Here is a 15,684-nt window from a genome sequence, read left to right as displayed (position 1 = left end):
GATCAACCGTGCCGTCGAAGCGGTACGATCCGCCACCTCGGAGCCCTCGATGAGCGACACCACCGCCCCCGCCGTGCCCGACCCGAAGGACCCGCTGGCCCTCGCCGACCTCTTCACCGGTGGCGGCGAGCCGTGGCTGCCACTGATGAAACCGGTCATCGAGGCGCAACCGGACGCCGCAACCTTCATCGGCCCGGGCCGCAGCCCGATGGTCGTGCCGGTGCGGGAGCTGACGTTCCAGGCGCTCAAGCCGAACCCGCCGCAGAAGTGGAAGGTCGTCGTCTTCGGGCAGAACCCGTACCCGCGCACCGAGAGCGCCACCGGCATCGCGATGTTCGACAACACGTTCCACCGCTGGGACGACAGCCAGTTCGGCAGGGTCGTCAGCATCCGCTGCATCATCAAGGCGGCCGCGATGTGGAAGCACGGCATCGCCAAGAAGACGCCGATCGCCGACGTCCGCGCCCTGCTGCGTGAGCACGACACCGTGCAGCCACCGGAGTGGTTCCAGGCGATGCTCACCCAGGGCGTGCTGCTGCTGAACGCGGCGCTCACCGCCAGCGGCGACGGGGCGCTGGCCACCGACCGGCACACCGCGTTCTGGCGGCCGGTCGTCGAGACCCTGGTCGAGGAGATCCTCAAGGCCAAGCAGCACGCCGCCGACGAGCAGGACCGGGGCGTGGTGTTCGCGTGGTGGGGCGCGCACGCGCGCAGCCTCAAGCGGGTCGTGCTCCGGCTCGAGAAGAGATACCCGGGCGTGGAGGTCCGCCACATCGACCACCCCAACCCGGCGGCGCAGGGCGACATCTTCTGCGACGGCAACCACTTCGCCGACGTGAACGAGGCACTCCGGAGGCTCGGCGCCGACGAGATCGACTGGCTGCCCCGCAGGGGGTGGAGCAGTTCGGCGGCGCACGCCGGCGGCACGGACGCGGCCACGGCCGAGCGCATGGGGGCGTTCATCACCTCCACCATGGAGCTGCACAAGCTCTACCTCGAGCGGCTGGCCAGCGTCAAGGACGAGGGGCTCGCCCTGCCCGCCATCACCGGCGTGTTCGACACCCCGCTCATGGACTTCCGCGCGGCCGTCGCCCCGGTGGTCAGGCTGCTCGCGGGGCTCGACCGGCACGTCGAGCAGTCGTACCGCTTCGGCGAGAAGCAGGCCGACGGCGGGGCCGACGGCCTCAGCGCCAGCGAGGTCGCGGCCCTCTACCTCTACACCTGCGAGTCGGCGTTCTACCGGCGGATCAACGCCACCCTGCGCGACCCCGACCGCAGTCGGATCGTGCCCTACCTGGCATACCTGCGGCTGCTGTTCTCGGCCGTGTCGCGGCTGCCGGCCCGCACCGAGCCGCTGTGGCGCGGGGTGTCGCTGGACCTGCGGGCGCAGTACCCGCTGGGCGGCACCGTGACGTGGTGGGGCGTCTCGTCGTGCACGTCGGAGTTCGGCGTGGCCCGGGCGTTCCTCGGCGGGCGCGGCAAGCGGACCCTGTTCGAGGTGCGGCCCGTGCGGGCGGTGGGCATCCGCCGGTTCTCCGCGTTCACGGGGGAGGAGGAGGTCATCCTGGCCCCGGGCACGCAGCTCACGGTGACCGACGTGCGGACGGAACGCGGCGGGCTGTGCACCGTCAGGCTGACCGAACTGGCCGAGCAACGCCAGGTGGCGTGAGCGGACTACCGGACCCGGGTCGGGCGTGGCGCCGCAGCGCCGGCAGCACGCCCGACCGGATCGAACAGGACCGAACAGCACCCGGTACGGGGGCCTTTCTGGCGCGGTCGAGGGGCCCACCCGTTCCGTGGCCGGTCAGGAGACACATGGTGGCCCACCCGCCCGTGCACCACAGGACCGTCGAGGTCGACGGGGTCACGATCTTCTACCGGGAGGCGGGGCCGCCGGACGCGCCGGTGGTGCTGCTGCCGCACGGCTACCCGTCGTCGTCGTTCCAGTTCCGCGATCTCCTGCCCGCTCTCGGTGACCGGTGGCGGGCGATCGCGCCCGACCACCCCGGCTTCGGCTACAGCGACACGCCCGATCCCCGCCGGTTCGCGTACACCTTCGACGCCTACGCCCAGGTGCTCCGGCGCTTCACCGAGACGCTGGCGCTGAGCCGCTACGTCATCTACCTCCAGGACTACGGCAGCCAGTTCGGGCTGCGCCTGGCGATGGCCGCCCCGCAGCGGGTGGCCGGGCTCGTCATCCAGAACGGCGACATCTACGCGGACCAGCACGGCCCCAAGTACGAGCCGCTCAAGAGGTTCTGGAGCCACCCCACCGACGAGGGCCGTGACCGCCTCGCCGCCGCCGTCGACGAGGCGGGCTTCCGCACCGAGTTCCTCGGTGAACTGCCCGACCGGCTCCTCGACCGGGTGAGCCCGGACCTGTGGCGGCTCTCGGCGGCCCTGCTGGATCCACCCCGACGTGCTGCCCTGGTCCGGCTCCTCGCCGACCAGGGCAGCACCCTCGCCTGGTTCCCCCGCCAGCAGGAGTACCTGCGCCGGCACCGGCCGCCGACGCTCATCGTCTGGGGGCCGCACGACGGCTACATGCCCGAGGGCGCGGCGCGTGCCTACCTGCGGGACCTGCCCGACGCGGAACTGCACCTGCTCGACCGCGGGCCCTGGCTGCTGGAGACGCACCTGGAGGAGGTGGTGCGCCTCGTGCGGGACTTCCTCGGACGCGTGCACGCCTGACCCGCCGTCGTCGCTGGTGGGGGGCGACCCCGCGGTCGCGGAAGGGTCACCAACTGCCGTCCTCGTCGTGCGCCGACAGGTACGGCCGGCGGCCGTGCGTCGACCACCACCGCGCCGCGGCGCGGGCCCCGTCCGTCACCAGTGCCGGAAACTCCCCGGGCACCTGCCAGCCGAACGGGAACGGGAACTGCTGCACGTGGTCGGCCAGGAATTCGACCATCCCGCGGTCGTCGGCCGGCTCGGCCCGCACCTGCGACACACCGCGCTCGCTGGCGGTGACGACCCACCCGCCGTCGGGCCGGCGTACGGCGGTGAACCTCGGCTCCGTCTGCCAGGCGAACCGCCCCTCGCCCACCTCGACGTGCTGCCAGCTGGAGATCCAACTGCGCTCTCCCCAACTGCGGATGCCGCACAGCAGACGGAACAGCCCGATCGGGCTCCAGCCGACGTCGAACCGGCTGACGAGCGCCACCCGCAGGATCGTGGCGCACGGATAGGCGCGTTCGCACTCGACGCACGTCACCGGCTCGTCGCGGCCCGGTCGGTGTGGCGTGAGCGCCTGGCCGAGCAGGAACTGGTGCACGCCGACCGCCTCGCCCGGCCGTTTGAGCTGCGACAGGTGCAGCATCAGCAGCTGGTGGAAGCGGCGCGCGTCGTCCTGGCCGGCGAAGGGCGGTACGGGAATGCCTGGCATGGCCACGACGATGGCACACCCCGTCGCGATCACCGTGGCCCGCCCGGCGTCGCTGCGGCGAGGTTGCCCGGGCCGGGCACAGTGGACCGGTGACGACCGACATCAGCGCTGCCGTGGCCCAGTACGCCGACCGCCTGCACGCCGCGATCGGCGACAGCCACCACGTCGCCTCCCCGCTGGGCGCGTGGTTGCTGCTGGCGCTCGCCGCGCCGGCCGCCACCGGCCCGACCCGGGCGGCCATGGAGAAGGCGCTCGGCACCGACGCGGCGACCGCCGCGAAGGCCACCCACGCCCTGCTGGCGCAGCCGCATCCGCTGGTGCGCGCGGCGACCGCGTTCTGGCAGCGGCAACCCGGCAGCCGCACCGCCCGGCTCGACAGGTGGCTGGCGGCTCTGCCCGGGTCGACCACCACCGGGCCGCTGCCGGAGCAGGCCGAGCTCGACGCGTGGGCCCGCGAGCACACGCTCGGTCTCATCAAGGAGTTCCCGATCGCGGTCGCGCCGCAGACGCTGCTGATCCTCGCGAACGCGCTGGCCACCCGGGTCTCCTGGGCGGAGCCGTTCCGGGTGGCGTCGGCCGACGCACTCGGGTCGGGCAGCCCGTGGGCCGGCGGGCTGCGCCGGGTGTTGCGCAGCCCGGAGCACAACCACCGGTGCTGGATCGCGGACACCGAATGGGCCGGCACCGTCGCCGTGCACGCCGCCCCCGCCCGTCCGGCGGTGACCGACCGCGGGGCCGGGCTGCTGGTGGTCTCCGTCGCCGCCGCGCCCGACGTGCCCGCCGGGTATGTCCTCGCGGCGGCCCACGAGGTGGCGACGGCCGCCGCCGACGCGCCGGAGCGGGACCTGCCGACGCGGCGGCGGTCCCTCTTCCGCATCCCGCTGGGCGAGAGCCCGCTGTGGACGCTGCGCGAGGAGCACATCTTCACGGACGCGCCGGACGGCCGGGAGGAGCGGTTGACGGCCGTGCTGCCCTGCTGGTCGGCCGGCAGCCGGCACGATCTGATGGGGCGTGGGCTGGGCTTCGCCGCCGCCGCGGAGGCGTTCGGGGAGCTGCTGGGCTCGCCGGAACTGGGGTTCGAGGCGGTCCAGCAAGCGATGGCCCGCTACGGCCGGTACGGCTTCGAGGCGGCCGCCGTCACCGTCCTGCACGCCGCGGTCAGCCTGCCCCCGCCGGGGGTGGCCCGGATCGCCGAACTGCGCTTCGGCCACCCGTACGCCGTGGTGGCGGTCGCCACCGACAGCCGGGGCGGCGGCGACGTGCCCGGCCCGTGGCACGGGATGCCGGTCTTCTCCGCCTGGGTCGCCGAGCCGGAGGAGCTGCCGGAGGCCGACGTGGCGGGCCGCCGCGACATCGGCTGACCGTGGAGGCGCCGCCGGTCAGGGGGCGTGCGGTTCGGCCATCGCGACGGCTATCCTGCGGGGGCCGGTGAACGGCTCCCGCCCGTGCGCGGCGGTCATGTTGTCCACGACCAGCACGTCGTCGCGCCGGTAGTCGAAGCGCACGGTGGCCGCCTTGTACGCCGCCCGCAGATGCTCCACCACGTCGGCGGGGATCTCGCCGCCGTCGCCGTAGTAGGTGTTGGCCGGCAGCCCCTCGGTGCCGAAGAGGGCCAGCAGGCCCTCCTGGAGGTCCTTGGCGAGGCTGCTCACGTGGAAGAACGTGGCGTGGTTGAACCAGCGCGGGGTGTCCGAGCCGGGCCGGTGGTGCACGGCATCGCGCACCGCGCGGGTACGCAGCCCGTCGTTGCCGCGCCACTCCAGCTCGATCCGGTTCGCCACCGCGTACGCCTCGACCTCGGTGCGGTCGTCGGTGCCGAACACGTGCTGCCACGGGGTGCCGAAGTCGGCGTGGAAGTTCCGTACCACCATCCAGCGGCGGCGCACGAACTCCTCGCGTACGGTCGCGTCGATGCCGGCGTACACGCGGCGGACGTCGGCCAGCGGCGTGGCGCCTCGGGTCTGCGGCGGGGTGATGCAGTAGAAGAACAGCGTCAGCGGCCAGCGGGCCTGGTACGAGTTCTCGTTGTGCAGGAAGATCTCCTCGTCGGGCGGGTAGTCCGTCGAGGTGTAGACCCGCCCGGCGATGGCGTGCCGGGGCGACGACCGTTCGGTGTAGACCAGCGGCTCACCGGAGAGCGCCCGCACCGCCCGGTCGAAGCCCTCGACGCCGCCCACGTCGAACCCGCGGAACAGCAGGCCGCCGTGCTCCACCAGGCTCGCGCGCAGCTCGGCGCGGCGGGCGGCGATCAGCGCGGTCAGCTCGCGGCCGTCGTTCTCGACGACCACCGGCAGGGTGGCGGGCTGGGCGGTCATGCGCTGGCTCCTGTCGTCGCTCACCGTCGGCTCACCCGTGGCTGCGGGCGGCGGCGAGGTCCGCCCGGATCGCGGCGAGCAGCTCGGGCAGCCGCTCGTTGAGGAAGAAGTGCCCACCGTCGATCTCGTGCAGGGTGAAGCCGGCGGCGCTGTGTTCCCGCCACCCGGCGCTGTGCTCCGGGCTGACGGTGTCGTCGCCCCGGCCGCTGAACGCCACGATCGGCACCGGCAGCGGTTCCTCGGGGATGTAGCGGTAGCCGTCGACCTGGGCGAAGTCGGCGCGCAGCATGGGCAGCAGCAGCTCCACCAGTTCGCGGTACTCCAGCAGCCCGGCCGGCAGCCCTCCCCCGGCGTCGAGGCGGCGCAGCAGCTCGTCGTCGTCCACCATGGAGAGGCCGTCGAAGTTGCTGGGCGCGACGACGTGCGGGGCGCGGGCGGCACCGACGTAGAGCCGCAGCGGCAGGGGCCGGCCCGCGCGGCGCAGCTCGCGGACGACCTCGAAGCCGACGCGCCCGCCCATCGAGTGGCCGTAGATCGCGTACGGGCCGCGAGCCCGGTCCGCGACGGCGGACGCGATGTCGGCGATCCGGAACACCGGGCTCTCGTCGATCCGGTGCTCGCGACCGGGCAGCTGCACCGCGAGCACCTCGACGTCGGGGCCGAGCTGGTCCTGCCAGCGGCGGAAGACGCTCGGGCCGCCGCCGGCGTAGGGCAGGCAGAACAGTTGCAGTGGTGCCGACTGCCAGTCGCCGCAGGAGGGGAACCAGGTCACCGCGCGCCTTTCGATGAGGGCCGTTCCGGTGCCGCTGACGCGGGAACGGGTGGGTCGTGGGGCCGGGGACGGGTGGGGTGCGTCCCCGGCCGGTCCGGTCCGGTGCGGGCCGGCCGTGCCCCGGGCGATGGTGCGCCCGGGGCCTCATGGTCTGCCTATAGATTCGCGATGGGAGCAGCATAAGGCTCGATGTCCGGCCGCCGCCGGGTCGCGTGGGGTGCGTCGCGCACCGGTGGGTGGGCCGGCGGCTCAGGCGTCGTCGGGCCGGGGGATCGGCTGGGTCGTGCCGTCGAAGTCCCGGGGCAGCCGGGCGACCATGTCGCGGAACTCGTCGACTGTCACCGCCCCCCGCAGGGTGGCGAAGACGGCGCCGATGCCCGCCCGGGCGGTGTCCTCGTCCAGCCCGGCCCGCTCCCCCACCCGGCGGACGAAGTCGGCCGGGTCGAGCGGGGCCGACGGGTCGGCGGCGGGGCCGGAGCCCGCCAGGTAACCGTCCAGGTCGTCGGGGGGGTCACCGGCCGGATCGCCGCTGACCCGTTCCACCATGGTCTGCAACACGGCGCGGGCGATCGTGGCGGCCTGGGCGGTGGGCAGCCCGGCGCGGCGGGACACCGCGTCGACGAAGAGGGGAAACCGCACGGGCGCCTCCTGTGCTCACAGGTCCCGCGCATACCCGCCGCCCACGCCGGCAAACGGCCGCTCGTCCGGCGCGTGGGGCGCCCGCGTCCGACGGTCAGTCGACGACGGGGCTGCGTCGTTCCAGCAGCACCACGTCGCGCCAGCGGCCGTGGTGCCGGCCGATCCGCCGCCGCGCGCCGACGATCCGGAAGCCGGCCCGCTCGTGCACCGCCAGGCTGGCGGCGTTCTCGGGAAACACGCCGGCCTGGATGGTCCACACCCCGCCGGCCTCGGTGGCGACGATCAGCGCGTCGAGCAGCAGGCGGGCCACCCCGCGCCCACGGGCGGCCGGATCGACGTAGACGGAGTGTTCGACCACGCCGGCGTACACCGGGCGGCTGGAGACCGGCGAGACGGCGACCCAGCCCCGCACCGCGCCGTCGGCGTCGACGGCCACGAACCGGTACGCGAGGGCTCTGCCGGCGTCGAACGCGGCCCAGTCCGGGGCGGTGGTCTCGAAGCTGGCGTGCCCGCCGTCCAGGCCCGCCTGGTAGATCCGGAGGACCTCGGCGGCGTCACCGGCGCGCATCGGGCGGATGGTGACCTCGGTCATCGGCACGCTCCGTTCGGCCTCGCCGGGGCGTACGGCCATCCGGCTCGTCGGCCGTCCCGGGGACGGCCGGAAGGAAGAGTTGCACGCTGATTAGACAGGTGTCAACCTAGAGGCCCGTCGAAGCAGACGGCACCCGCCGAGGCGGGACGCGGGTCGACCGGCTCGGCCCGACCGCCTCGCACCACCGGACAGGAGCACCGTGAGCAGCACCACCCACGACGACCCGGCCGCGCCGGCCGTACTCGCGCGCCTGTCCCGCCTCGACCGGTTCCTGCCGGCCTGGATCGGCCTCGCGATGGTCGCCGGCCTCCTGCTCGGCCGCTGGGTCCCCGGCCTGGACACCGCGCTGGACGCGGTGCGGATCGGCGGCGTCTCGCTGCCCATCGCCCTCGGCCTGCTGATCATGATGTACCCGGTGCTGGCGAAGGTCCGCTACGACCGGCTCGACACCGTCACCGGCGACCGACGGCTGCTGGCCTCCTCGCTGGTGCTGAACTGGGTCGTCGGGCCCGCGCTGATGTTCGCCCTGGCCTGGATCTTCCTGGCCGACCAGCCCGAGTACCGCACCGGCCTGATCATCGTCGGGCTGGCCCGTTGCATCGCCATGGTGATCATCTGGAACGACCTGGCCGGCGGCGACCGCGAGGCCGCCGCCGTGCTGGTCGCGCTCAACTCGGTGTTCCAGGTGCTCGCGTTCGGCGTGCTCGGCTGGTTCTACCTCGCGGTCCTGCCGGGCTGGCTGGGTCTGCCGGGCACCGAGCTGGCCGTCTCGGGCTGGGACATCGCCGGCAACGTGCTGATCTTCCTCGGCGTGCCGCTGGTCGCCGGCCACCTCACCCGCCGCCTCGGCGAGCGGGCCAGGGGTCGCGACTGGTACGAGCGGCGGTTCCTGCCGAGGATCGGCCCGACGGCGCTGTACGGGCTGCTGTTCACCATCGTCGTCCTGTTCGCCCTGCAGGGCGAGGCGATCACCGCCCGCCCGTTGGACGTGGCCCGCATCGCCCTGCCGTTGCTGGCCTACTTCGCGCTGATGTGGGGCGGCTCGTACGCCCTCGGCCGGGCCGTCGGGCTCGGCTACGCGCGCACCACGACGCTGGCCTTCACCGCCGCCGGCAACAACTTCGAACTCGCCATCGCCGTCGCCATCGGCACCTTCGGCGTCACCTCCGGGCAGGCCCTGGCGGGGGTGGTCGGGCCGCTGATCGAGGTGCCGGTCCTGGTCGCCCTGGTCTACGTCTCGCTGTGGGCCCGGCGCCGGTTCTTCCCGTCCCCGCAGCCGGGGCGGCCGACCGCCGCCGTCCCGCGTTGAGGTCGCCGGCGAAGGGCGCACCCGTCGGCTCAGCCGGCCGGGTCGTCGGCGAGGACGTCGAGCAGCAGGGCGGCGGTCCAGCCGAACGCCGGTGAGCCGAGCCCGGCGCCGGTGTCGGGGTGGAAGTACTCGTGGCAGCCGGCGCCGGTCACCAGCTCGATCATCGAGTCACGCAGGCCCCCGGCCAGGTCGGGCCGGCCGTGGCTCAGCAGGCCCTGGCGCACCCACCAGTTGATGTTCATCCAGCTCGGCCCGCGCCAGTAACGCAGCGCCTCGAAGTCCGGGGCGGTGCGGTCGTGGCTGGGCAGCGGCCGGTCCATCCGGGCGGCCAGCCCGAAGCGCGGCGAGCACGCCTCGGCAACGAGCGCCGACGCCTGCCGGGCGGGCAGGTCGGGCAGGATCAGCGGGGCCAGGCCGAGCACCGTCCGGGCCGGCACCAGGCGCCCGGCGCGCAGGTCCCGGGGCTGGAAGGTGCCGGTCGTCGGGTCGTACAGCCGGCGTACCAGGGCCTCGGTGATGCGCGCGGCGCGCTCCCGGTGCGGGCCGGGGTCGGCGCCGACCAGCGGCGCGATCCGGGCGAGGGCGTGTTCGGCGGCCCCCGTCGCCGCGTTGAGCAGCGGGCACTCCACCAGGAACGGGTGCCGGCCCGCCAGGTCCTCGTCGCGGTAGCGGCGCTCACGGTAGGACGCCACCAGCGCGACGTAGCGCGCGTAGTCGAGATCCGTGGGGCGGTGCGCGGCGTCGACGTGTGCGGTGTCGTGCCGCCGGTACGCACGCATGGCGGCGGCGTCGGCGGGCACCGCCGCCAGCGGAGCGTCCCAGGCCGGGCTGTTGTCCAGCCCGGACTCCCACGGGTGCACGATGCAGGCCAGCCCGCCCGCGCCGAAGTCGCGGCGGGTGGCGAGGTAGCGCTGCTGGGCGACCAGCCGGGGATAGAGCCGGGCCAGCGCCGCCCGCCCGGCCCCGGTGGGCGCGCGCCGGTACGCCAGCCACGCGGCGGGGGCGTGCACCGGTGGCTGGACCAGCCCGGAGGTGGCGGCGGCCGGGGCGCCCTCGGCCAGCGCCGAGTCCCAGAACTGCGGCCCCGGGAAGTACGAGCCGACGCGCAGCGCCGGGTTGAACACGATGTGCGGCACCCGCCCGTCGACCCACTGGGCCCGGAACAGGCTGCCCAGCTCGCGCCAGGCCCGCTCGGGGCGCACGTGCGACCAGCCGATCGCGATGAACGCCGAGTCCCAGCTCCACTGGTGGGGGTAGAGGGTGCGCGAGGGCACGCTGTGGTCGTGCTCCCAGTTGGCCTCGAGGGTGGCCACGGCGAGGCGACGCAGCGCCACGGCGTCGCGGGCCGCGCCGGGCGTGGTGTCGGCGCGCGGCCCCGGGGCGCCGGTGCGCGGGCGGTCGGCGGTGCCGGCACGCCGGCCGTCGGTGGTCCCGGCGCTCATGCCGCCACCTGCCGGGGCGAGGCGTGCCGCAGCACGGTGGCGGCCTGGTGCAGGGCGCGGACGGGATCGCCGCGCAGCCGGCACTCCAGCGCCAGCCAACCCTGGTAGTCGATCTCCAACAGGGTACGCACCAGGGCCGGCCAGTCCAGGTGCCCGGCGCCCGGCTGGAGCCGGTTGGAGTCGCTGACCTGCACGTGAGCGAGGTACGGCGCGGCGGCGCGCAGCGCCCGGTGCACGTCGTCCTCCTCGATGTTCATATGGAACGTGTCCGCGCCCACCCGCACGGAGGGCAGCCCGACGGCCGCGCAGAGGGCGGCGGCGTCGTCGAGCCGGTTGACCATGTGGTCCTCGTACCGGTTGAGCGGTTCCAGCAGGAGCAGGACGCCCTCGGCGCGGGCGTGCTCGCCCAGCTCGCCGAGGGCGTCGACGAGCACCTGCCGGTCGCCGGCGGCGGAGCGGGGCGGCTCGAACGGCGGCAGCCGGCGGGAGAACATCCCCCACGCCGCCGGGGTCATCGCGCCGAGGCCGCCGAGTTCGGCGATCACCGAGAGCTGGGAACGCAGGTTGCGTACGGCGTCGCGGGAGCGTTCGGGATCGAAGTCGCCGATGAAGTGGTCCATCTCCACGCAGACGGTGGGCATGACCACCCCGGCGGCGCGGGCCCGGCGCAGCTCGGGCAGCCGGCGGGCGAGGCCGAGTTCACCGCCGCCGCGCAGCTCGATGGCGTCGTAGCCGAGCGAGGTGGCGAGCGCGTACTTCTGGATCAGGTCGGCACCCGGCAGGAGCTGTTCCTGGCAGGCAAGTGGAATCGTCATCAGAACCTCAGCACCACTTGGAGGACATCGGGGTCACCGCGGTCGAGCAGCGCCAGCGCGTCGGCCACCGCGCTCGCGTCGACTACGTGGCTCACCAGCGGCAGCGGGTCGACGCTGCCCTCCGCCACCAGGTCCATGAAGGTGTGTGTGACGCGCGCCCCGGTCCACCGGCCGGCCATGCCGGGCACCGGCGTCGGCCCGGAAACCTGGGCCGCCACCAGCTGGATCCGGTTGTGGTGGAACTCCTCACCCAGGCCGAGCGCGTCGGCCTGCCCCTGGTAGAAGCCGGCGGCCACGACGCGGCCGGCGTGGGTGGTGGCGCGGATCGCCTCGTGCAGCGCCGGGTACATCCCGGACAGCTCCAGGCAGACGTCCGCGCCCCGGCCGCCGGTCACCCGGCGCAGCGCGGTCGCGGCCGACTCGGCGCCCGCGTCCACGACGAGCCGGGCGCCGAACCGGCCGGCGTGCGCCAGCCGGGCGGGCACCCGGTCGACGGCGGCGACCCGCGCGCCGGAGAGGACGGCCAGCCGGGTGGCGAGCAGCCCGATGACGCCCTGCCCGAAGACCGCGACCCAGTCGCCCAGGTGCAGGTCGCCGGCGAGCACGGCGGTGAGGGCGATCGCCCCCGGGCGGGCGAAGACCGCCGCGAGAGGATCCAGGCCGGCGGGCAACGGGTATACCGAGTCGGCGGGCACGACCGCTTCGGCGCGGTGGCCCCAGATGCCCCAGACGAGCTGCCCGGCCCGCCGGTCGGCCACGTCGGGCGCCAGCTCGACGATCTCGCCGACCTCCTCGTAGCCGAAGCCCACCAGGGGGTACGACGCGGCGGCCTGCCGGGGCACGAACATCCGGGCGGCGTCGTCCCAGTCCTTGTTCAGCCGGGGATTGCTGCCCCGGTAGAGGGTGAGTTCCGTGCCGGCCGAGATGCCGGAGTAGCAGGTGCGGATCCGGACCTGGCCGGGGCCGAGCGGATCGAGGGGGCAGGGCTCGAGGCTGATGCGTCGAGGCCCGGCGAGCGAGACAACCCAGTTGACCATGAGTCACATCCCGATAGCACTGGGCTCCAGTCTAGGCAGAAAATCGGGATATGTCTTGTAATTGATCAATGAGAGGCGTTGAATCCCTTCTATACCCTTCCAGAGGAGTGCCATCGATGTCAGCACCTCCGATGCGGATACTCGCCGCCACCCTGATCATGGCAGTCACCGGGGCCAGCCTGCTGGCCTGCGGGGATGACGGTTCCGACAGCAACAGCAAAAAGATCACCGTGTGGAGCCTGGAGGACGTGGCCGACCGGGTCACCGCCACCAAGGCGATCGTCGCGGACTTCACCGCCCGCACCGGCATCGCGGTCGACCTGGTCACCGTCAACGAGGACCAGTTCCCCGCCCTGATCGCCACCAGCGCCGCCGCCGGCGAACTCCCCGACGTGGTCGGCTCGGTGTCCCTCGCCGGCATCCGCACCCTCGCCGGCAACGAGCTCCTGCACCCCTCGGCGAACGCGGAGGTCGTCGAGAAACTCGGCCGGCAGACCTTCTCGCCACGGGCCCTGGAGCTGACCGCCGACGGCGACCGGCAGCTCGCCGTACCCAGCGACGGCTGGGGCCAGCTACTCGTCTACCGCAAGGACCTGTTCGCCGCCGCCGGGCTGCCCGCCCCCGACACGTACGACAAGATCGCCGCCGCCGCGACGAAGCTCAACACCGGCGGCGTGGCCGGCATCACCGCCGCCACCGCCCCCGGCGACGTCTTCACCCAGCAGACCTTCGAACACCTCGCGCTGGCCAACAACTGCCAGCTCACCGACGACTCCGGGGCCGTCCGGCTGGACTCCCCCGAGTGCGTGGAGGCGTTCCGGTTCTACGGCGAGCTGATCCGCACCAGCTCGGTCAGGGGCGCGCAGGACGTCGACACCACCCGCGCCACCTACTTCGCCGGCAAGGCGGCCATGCTCGTCTGGTCGCCGTTCATCCTCGACGAGCTGGCCGGCCTGCGCAACGACGCCAAGCCCACCTGCCCGCAGTGCCAGACCGACCCGACGTTCCTGGCGAAGAACAGCGGCTTCGTCACCGCGATCAAGGGTCCCAACGGCGCCGAGCCCGCCCAGTACGGCGAGATCAGCTCCTGGGCGGTGCTCGACGGCGCCGCCACCGAGCCGGCGCGGTCCTTCGTGGAGCACCTGCTCGGCGACGCCTACCCGAGCTGGTTCGGCATGTCCCCCGAGGGACGCTTCCCCGTGCGCCGGGGCACCTCCCAGGAACCCGAGAAGTTCCTCACCGCCTGGAACGCCAGCCAGGCCGGGGTCGACACCAGGAAGCCGCTCGCCGAGGTCTACGGCGACGAGGTGCTCGCCGGCCTGCGGGGCAGCCCCGACACGTTCCAGCGCTGGGGCCTCACCCAGGGCCAGGGCAAGCTCGTCGGCGCGATCCTCGGCGAGTTGCCGGTGCCCAAGGCTCTGAGCGACGTGATCGCCGGCAAGACCGACGCCGCCGCGGCCGCCGGCCGGGCGAAGAAGGACGTGGAAGCGATCAAGGCGGGCGTCAATTGACCACCGCCCCACCGGGCACCGACCGCTCCCCCACCGGGGAGCGGCCGGCCCCGGCCCGCCGCCGCCGGCCGCTGACCCTGCGCCGGCGCGAGTCCCGCGCCGGCCTCGCGCTGGTCGCACCGACCCTGCTCGTCGTGGTCGCCGTCATCGGCATACCCATCGTCTGGACCGTCGTGCTGGCCTTCCAGCGGGTACGCCTGGCCACGCTGCGCCGCACCGGGCTCTTCGGCGAACTCACCATGGACAACGTCGAGCGGGTGCTGAACACCCCCGGCTTCGCCGACACGCTCTGGACCACCCTGGTCTACAGCGTCTCCAGCACCACCGGCTCGATCGTGCTCGGCCTGGTGGCGGCGCTGGTCGTCCGCCGGCCGTTTCGGGGTCGCACCCTGGTCCGCGCCTCGATGCTGCTGCCGTACGTGGCGCCGGTGGTCGCGGTCACCTTCGTCTGGCAGGTGATGCTCGACCCGCAGCTCGGCATCGTCAACGACTGGGGCCAGCGGTTCCTCGGCTGGGACACCCCGGTGCCGTTCCTGTCCCAGGAGTCGACAGCCCTGGCCACGGTCGTCGCCTTCGAGGCGTGGCGGTACTTCCCGTTCGCGTTCCTGTTCCTGCTCGCCCGGCTCCAGGCGGTCCCCGGCGAGCTGGAGGAGGCGGCCCGGGTCGACGGGGCCACCCCCACCCAGCGGTTCCGGCACATCCTGCTGCCGCAACTGCTGCCCGTGATCGGCCTGCTGGCCGTGCTGCGCTTCATCATGACGTTCAACAAGTTCGACGACGTCTACCTGCTCACCGGCGGGGCCGCCGGCACGGAGGTGGTCAGCATCCGGGTCTACGAGTTCCTGACCGCGCGCACCGACGTCGGCGCGGCAGCGGCGCAGGCGGTCGTGCTCGCCGTGGTGCTCATCGTGTTCGTGCTGGTGTACCTACGCTTCTTCGGCGCACGGAGGGACGGCTGATGGACCGCGACCGGATCGAGACGGTGGGGCTGCGCTGGCTGCGCCGGCTGGTGATCGCCACGTTCCTGCTGGTCACGATCTTCCCCTTCTACTACATGCTGGTGCTCTCGGTGCGCCCCATCGAGCGGCTGCTGCTCGACCCCGGCTCGCTGTTCGTGAGCCTGGGCGAGCTGACCTTCGACACGTACACCGAGGTGGTCAGGGCCGTCGACGACGGCGGTCAGGGCTTCCTCACCTTCATGGGCAACAGCGGGCTGGTGGCCGTCGCGGCGACGCTGCTGACGCTGGCCGTGGCGATCCCCGGCGCGTACGCGGTCGCGCGGCTACGGTTCTTCGGCCGGCGGCAGGTCGACTTCCTCTTCCTGGCGGTCTACCTGTTCCCGTCGATCGTCATCGCCATCCCGCTGTTCGTGGTCTTCACCCGCGCCGGGCTGCGCGGCTCGCTGTTCGGCCTGGTGCTGGTCTACATCTCGCAGACCCTGCCGGTCTCGGTCTACATGCTGCGCAACTACTTCGAGACCATCCCGGTCAGCCTGGAGGAGTCGGCCGCGATCGACGGGGCCGGGCGGCTCGGCATCATCCGCCGGGTCAGCCTGCCCCTCGCCGCGCCGTCCATCGTGGCGGTCGCCCTGTACGACTTCATGATCGCGTGGAACGAGTTCCTGTTCGCCCTGCTCTTCCTGGTCGACAAGCCGCACCGGTGGACGGTGTCGCTGGGGCTGGCGCAGCTCGCGGACGGGGTCGAGGTGCCCAAGACGGTGCTGATGGCCGGCTCGGTGATCCTCACCCTGCCCATCGTGATCCTCTTCTTCGCCAGCGAACGCCTGCTCACCGAGGGGCTCACCAGCGGCGCGGAGAAGGGCTGAGCGGGGTGTGCCCTGCCGCCGCGCGGTCGCCACCGCCCCGGC

At 73.6% G+C, this 15,684-nt stretch carries 15 protein-coding genes; 7 read left to right on the top strand and 8 right to left on the bottom strand.

Annotated features, from left to right (window positions below):
- Window positions 1-49: 49 nt before the first annotated feature.
- Entirely contained in the window at window positions 50-1,669 is a 1,620-nt protein-coding gene (locus tag ACQ452_RS12435; protein WP_433393290.1) for an ADP-ribosyltransferase domain-containing protein, read from the top strand.
- A 146-nt stretch (window positions 1,670-1,815) separates the two neighbouring features.
- Window positions 1,816-2,691, top strand: coding sequence for an alpha/beta fold hydrolase (locus tag ACQ452_RS12430; RefSeq protein WP_433393288.1), 876 nt, complete (start codon window positions 1,816-1,818; stop codon window positions 2,689-2,691).
- 46 nt (window positions 2,692-2,737) lie between these two features.
- Here ACQ452_RS12430 and ACQ452_RS12425 read toward each other — a convergent pair whose 3' ends face one another.
- Window positions 2,738-3,385 (bottom strand): hypothetical protein, encoded by a 648-nt coding sequence (locus ACQ452_RS12425; RefSeq protein ID WP_433393286.1) that lies wholly within the window; start codon window positions 3,383-3,385, stop codon window positions 2,738-2,740.
- 89 nt (window positions 3,386-3,474) lie between these two features.
- Here ACQ452_RS12425 and ACQ452_RS12420 point away from each other — a divergent pair, with 89 nt between their 5' ends.
- A complete protein-coding gene (locus ACQ452_RS12420; RefSeq protein ID WP_433393285.1) occupies window positions 3,475-4,746 on the top strand; it encodes a serpin family protein in 1,272 nt (423 codons plus the stop codon).
- Between the two features lie 18 nt (window positions 4,747-4,764).
- On the opposite strand, the gene ACQ452_RS12415 is transcribed toward ACQ452_RS12420, so the two are convergent.
- From ACQ452_RS12415 to ACQ452_RS12400, 4 genes are all read right to left on the bottom strand, one after another.
- Window positions 4,765-5,700 carry a TauD/TfdA family dioxygenase gene (locus ACQ452_RS12415; RefSeq protein WP_433393283.1) on the bottom strand — a complete coding sequence of 312 codons (936 nt, stop codon included), beginning with the start codon at window positions 5,698-5,700 and terminating at the stop codon, window positions 4,765-4,767.
- 31 nt (window positions 5,701-5,731) lie between these two features.
- Window positions 5,732-6,472, bottom strand: a complete 741-nt coding sequence (locus ACQ452_RS12410) for a thioesterase II family protein (RefSeq protein ID WP_433393281.1) — start codon at window positions 6,470-6,472, stop codon at window positions 5,732-5,734.
- 249 nt (window positions 6,473-6,721) lie between these two features.
- Window positions 6,722-7,111, bottom strand: coding sequence for a DUF2267 domain-containing protein (locus tag ACQ452_RS12405; RefSeq protein ID WP_433393279.1), 390 nt, complete (start codon window positions 7,109-7,111; stop codon window positions 6,722-6,724).
- Between the two features lie 94 nt (window positions 7,112-7,205).
- Window positions 7,206-7,703 (bottom strand): N-acetyltransferase family protein, encoded by a 498-nt coding sequence (locus ACQ452_RS12400; RefSeq protein WP_433393278.1) that lies wholly within the window; start codon window positions 7,701-7,703, stop codon window positions 7,206-7,208.
- Between the two features lie 199 nt (window positions 7,704-7,902).
- Here ACQ452_RS12400 and arsB point away from each other — a divergent pair, with 199 nt between their 5' ends.
- Entirely contained in the window at window positions 7,903-9,012 is a 1,110-nt protein-coding gene (gene arsB / locus ACQ452_RS12395; protein WP_433393276.1) for an ACR3 family arsenite efflux transporter, read from the top strand.
- A gap of 29 nt (window positions 9,013-9,041) precedes the next feature.
- On the opposite strand, the gene ACQ452_RS12390 is transcribed toward arsB, so the two are convergent.
- From ACQ452_RS12390 to ACQ452_RS12380, 3 genes are read right to left on the bottom strand one after another with little or no spacing between them, the layout of a single operon-like run.
- The gene (locus tag ACQ452_RS12390; protein WP_433393275.1) at window positions 9,042-10,454 is read right to left on the bottom strand and encodes an MGH1-like glycoside hydrolase domain-containing protein; all 1,413 of its coding nucleotides are present in this window, start codon (window positions 10,452-10,454) and stop codon (window positions 9,042-9,044) included.
- Complete coding sequence (locus ACQ452_RS12385) at window positions 10,451-11,269, bottom strand: TIM barrel protein (protein ID WP_433393273.1); 819 nt, start codon at window positions 11,267-11,269, stop codon at window positions 10,451-10,453. Before ACQ452_RS12385 ends, ACQ452_RS12390 begins: the two co-directional genes overlap by 4 nt.
- Window positions 11,269-12,306, bottom strand: coding sequence for a zinc-binding dehydrogenase (locus ACQ452_RS12380; protein ID WP_433393271.1), 1,038 nt, complete (start codon window positions 12,304-12,306; stop codon window positions 11,269-11,271). Before ACQ452_RS12380 ends, ACQ452_RS12385 begins: the two co-directional genes overlap by 1 nt.
- Window positions 12,307-12,422: 116 nt before the next feature.
- On the opposite strand from ACQ452_RS12380, the gene ACQ452_RS12375 reads away from it, so the two are divergent.
- From ACQ452_RS12375 to ACQ452_RS12365, 3 genes are read left to right on the top strand one after another with little or no spacing between them, the layout of a single operon-like run.
- Window positions 12,423-13,817: an ABC transporter substrate-binding protein gene (locus ACQ452_RS12375; RefSeq protein WP_433393269.1), complete on the top strand. Its 1,395-nt coding sequence runs from the start codon at window positions 12,423-12,425 to the stop codon at window positions 13,815-13,817.
- Window positions 13,814-14,776, top strand: coding sequence for a carbohydrate ABC transporter permease (locus ACQ452_RS12370; RefSeq protein WP_433393267.1), 963 nt, complete (start codon window positions 13,814-13,816; stop codon window positions 14,774-14,776). Before ACQ452_RS12375 ends, ACQ452_RS12370 begins: the two co-directional genes overlap by 4 nt.
- Entirely contained in the window at window positions 14,776-15,642 is an 867-nt protein-coding gene (locus ACQ452_RS12365; RefSeq protein WP_433393265.1) for a carbohydrate ABC transporter permease, read from the top strand. Before ACQ452_RS12370 ends, ACQ452_RS12365 begins: the two co-directional genes overlap by 1 nt.
- Window positions 15,643-15,684 lie beyond the last annotated feature (42 nt).

The sequence above is a fragment of the Micromonospora sp. KLBMP9576 genome, assembly GCF_050941805.1.
Taxonomy (GTDB): Bacteria; Actinomycetota; Actinomycetes; order Mycobacteriales; family Micromonosporaceae; genus Micromonospora.
The sequence above is the reverse complement of the archived record's forward strand: the minus strand, read 5'-3'. Positions and strand labels throughout refer to the sequence as shown.